Below are 3,881 nucleotides of genomic sequence, written 5' to 3' on the forward strand. Positions count from 1 at the left end.
CGCGCCGGCTGGCTGGTGCTGCTGTGTCTGGTGCTATCGCCGCTGGGCTTCACGCTGATCCAGCGTGGTCCGCTGTATCTGCCGTCCGCCGAGGTGGCGCTGCTGATGCTGCTGGAAAGCGTGTTCGGCATCCTGTGGGTGTGGTGGGTGCTGGACGAGTCGCTGACCCTGCGCGGCTGGGTGGGCGGCGCCATGGTGCTGGGCGCGATGCTGATCAAGAGCCTGATCGACCGCCGCCTGCGTCACCTGCAGGCCACGCGCACGCCTTCTGCGGATGCGTCTGCGGGCGGCAACTGATACAATCCCGCCCATCCCCGAGTTTATTCACTGTCAAATGACAGCCCTCTGGACGCCTCACGGCGACCGGAGCGAATAGCTCATGGCGCGAAGAAAGCCACAGGGCGACCGGAAACGACGGCGACTTCACGACGCGAGCCAGGCGCGAGCGGCACTGCCCCTGACGGCAGTGATGAAGATTGCAACAACCGGACGCCAGACTGACTCGACAGCGCCAGGATCCAGCACGCACACCACCTTCCCCAACCTGTTGCGGACGACTCGATGACAAGCAGCCTCAAACAGCAGTGGCTCTCCAACCTCCGGCCCGACATCCTGTCCGGCCTGGTGGTGGCGTTGGCCCTGATCCCCGAAGCCATCGCCTTCTCCATCATTGCCGGTGTCGACCCCAAGGTCGGCCTGTATGCCTCCTTCTCCATCGCCGTGGTGACCGCCATCGCCGGTGGCCGTCCGGGCATGATCTCCGCCGCCACCGGTGCCATGGCACTGCTGATGGTCGACCTGGTCAAGGACCACGGCCTGGAATACCTGCTGGCCGCCACCGTGCTGACCGGCGTGATCCAGATCATCTTCGGCTACTTCAAGCTCGGCTCGCTGATGCGCTTCGTGTCGCGCTCGGTGGTCACCGGCTTCGTGAATGCGCTGGCGATCCTGATCTTCATGGCCCAGCTGCCGGAGCTGACCAACGTCACCTGGCACGTCTACGCCATGACGGCGGCCGGTCTCGGCATCATCTACCTGCTGCCGCTGGTGCCGAAGGTCGGCAAGCTGCTGCCGTCGCCGCTGGTCTGCATCATCGTGCTCACCATCTTCGCGATGGTCGTCGGTCTGGATATCCGCACCGTCGGCGACATGGGCGAGCTGCCGGACAGCCTGCCGGTGTTCCTGATTCCGGACATCCCCTTCAATCTGGAAACCCTGTGGATCATCCTGCCGTACTCGCTGCCGCTGGCGGTCGTGGGCCTGCTGGAATCCCTGATGACGGCCACCCTGGTCGATGATCTGACCGATACGCCGTCCGACAAGAACCGTGAGTGCAAGGGCCAGGGCGCGGCCAACGTCGTCACCGGCTTCCTTGGCGGCATGGCGGGTTGCGCGATGATCGGCCAGACGATGATCAACGTGAAGTCCGGCGGTCGTACGCGTCTCTCCACCATGGTGGCGGGTGTCGTGCTGCTGATCCTGGTCGTGTTCCTCGGCCCGTGGGTCTCGCAGATTCCGATGGCCGCACTGGTCGCGGTGATGATCATGGTCTCCATCGGCACCTTCTCCTGGCAGTCGATCCGTGACCTCAAGACCCACCCGATGTCCACCAACATCGTCATGCTGGGCACCGTGGCCGTCGTGGTCGCGACCCACAACCTGGCGATCGGCGTACTGGTCGGCGTGCTGCTCTCGGCGCTGTTCTTCGCCAACAAGATCGGTCAGGTGCTGCATATCGGCAGCGACATGAATGCCGATGGTCGTACCCGCGAATACCGCGTGGTCGGTCAGGTGTTCTTCGCCTCCAGCGAGCAGTTCCAGGCCGGTTTTGACCTCAAGGAGACCGTCGAGCGTGTCGTCATCGACGTCAGCCGTGCACACTTCTGGGACATCACCGCCATCGGCGCGCTGGACACCGTGGTGGTCAAGTTCCGCCGCGAGGGTACCGAGGTCGAGGTGCGTGGCCTCAACGAAGCCAGCGCCACGCTGGTGGATCGCTTCGCGGTGCATGACAAGCCGGATGCGGTCGAGAAACTGATGGGGCATTGATCCCGTTGGCGCCACCCGCCTGATCGAGGGCGGCGCCAGCAGCGTGATTGATGCGTAAAGACGGCGGGCAGTCCTTCACGGGCTGCCCGCCGTTTGCGTTGGTGGGGTCGGAAAGTGGTAATCTCGAAACAGGCGCCTGAAGCGCCACCTTGATCGTCAGCATAAGGAAGCACGCCATGAGCCAATCCTCTGCCAGTGCCCTGACAGGCCATGACAAGGTCACCGCCTGCATTGACGGCTCCGCCTTTGCCGTCTCCGTGTGTGATGCCGCCGTATGGGCAAGCCAACGTCTCTCGGCGCCGCTGAGCTTCCTGCATGTGATCGACCGCCAGGAAGGGGCGGGCGAGACCAACAGTGATCTCTCCGGCAGTATCGGGCTCGGTGCGCGCGAGCATCTGCTGGAAGAGCTCGCCACCCTGGATGAGCAACGCGGGCGTATCGCCCAGGAGCAGGGCCGCCTGATGCTGGAGGCCGCCTACGAGCGCGCCGTGCAGGCGGGTATCGCGGAGCCGCGCCCACGCCAGCGCAATGGAGAGCTGGTCGAGACCCTCGCGGATCTTGAAGACGAGATTCGCCTGCTGGTGATCGGCAAGCGCGGCGAAGGGGCGGAGCAGGCCAGCGAGCACCTGGGCAGCAATCTGGAGCGCGTGATTCGCAGTCTGCATCGTCCGGTGCTGGTGGTGCCGGGCGAGTTCAATCAGCCGACGCGGGTGCTGATCGCCTTCGATTGCAGCACCACCATCAAGCGCGCCGTCGAGGTATTGGCGGCAAGCCCGCTGCTGCAAGGCGCGGAGCTGCATCTGGTGATGGTCGGCGCGGAGTCGGTGGAACATCAGGCTCCGCTGGACGCCGCGCGCGACACCCTCACCGCGGCAGGTTTCAGCGTGCAGGCCAGCTTCAGAGCAGGGGAGGTGGAAGCCTGCCTGCGCGAATATGCCAAGGAGCACGCCATCGACATGCTGGTGATGGGTGCCTACGGCCACTCGCGCATCCGTCAGCTGCTGGTCGGCAGCACCACCACCGAGATGATTCGCAACGCCACGGTGCCGCTGCTGATCCTGCGCTGAGCCGTGTCTGAGTCGCTCAGGCGGCTCTCTGAGCATTGGCTGAGAGCGAGCCGTTTCATCATTGCCGTGACGCCGCGCTTCCGTAATCTCTCGGGCGCGGCGTCTTGCTGTCTGGCGGGTGTCTTCGTATACCGGCAGTCTTGAGTTCACGCACGTTTTCCTGCATCACCGGCAGCACGCGTGAAACAACAGCTGTCACCACAAGAGCCACCACAAGAGCCATCACAAGAGCCCCCATAACTGAAACCACAGGTTCTTCTGATGCAGGGTAATATTCTCCGCAGGTCGCGTTGCGCCGCTCGCGCGAATCTGGAACGCTGAAGGACTGACCTCACCCTGCTTCGCTAGCGGTCTTTTCTGTATCAGCACCGCTGGGGGCATTTTTTCACTACCCAAGAAGAACAGCACAAGGACACTCTCGATGAACATCCAACGCCATGACACCAAGCCGCGCATGAGCCGCGCCGTGATCCACAACAACACCATCTACCTGTGTGGCCAGGTCGCCGGTCCGGACCATCGCTTCGGGAATATCACGGACCAGGCCAACAGCATGCTCGCGCGTGTCGATGCGCTGCTGGAAGAAGTCGGCACCGACCGCGAGCACCTGCTCTCCGCCACCGTCTATCTCAAGACAATGGACGACTTCAAGACCTTCAACGACATCTGGGACACCTGGGTACCACAAGGTCACGCCCCCGCCCGCGCCTGCGTACAAGCCGCCATGGCCAGCCCGGAACTGCTGTGTGAAATTACCGTGGTCGC

At 63.7% G+C, this 3,881-nt stretch carries 4 protein-coding genes; all 4 read left to right on the forward strand.

The features are described 5' to 3' along the window. A partial coding sequence (locus tag AC4FAH_RS12875; RefSeq protein WP_490246159.1) for an EamA family transporter occupies positions 1-297 on the forward strand: 297 nt, incomplete at its 5' end. A gap of 264 nt (positions 298-561) precedes the next feature. After that, a complete protein-coding gene (locus tag AC4FAH_RS12880) occupies positions 562-2,049 on the forward strand; it encodes a SulP family inorganic anion transporter (RefSeq protein WP_054555610.1) in 1,488 nt (495 codons plus the stop codon). A 176-nt stretch (positions 2,050-2,225) separates the two neighbouring features. Then, positions 2,226-3,116, forward strand: a complete 891-nt coding sequence (locus AC4FAH_RS12885; RefSeq protein WP_490246160.1) for a universal stress protein — start codon at positions 2,226-2,228, stop codon at positions 3,114-3,116. 421 nt (positions 3,117-3,537) lie between these two features. Continuing rightward, a partial coding sequence (locus tag AC4FAH_RS12890) for a RidA family protein (RefSeq protein WP_490246161.1) occupies positions 3,538-3,881 on the forward strand: 344 nt, incomplete at its 3' end.

It is taken from the genome of Cobetia sp. (genome assembly GCF_983723665.1).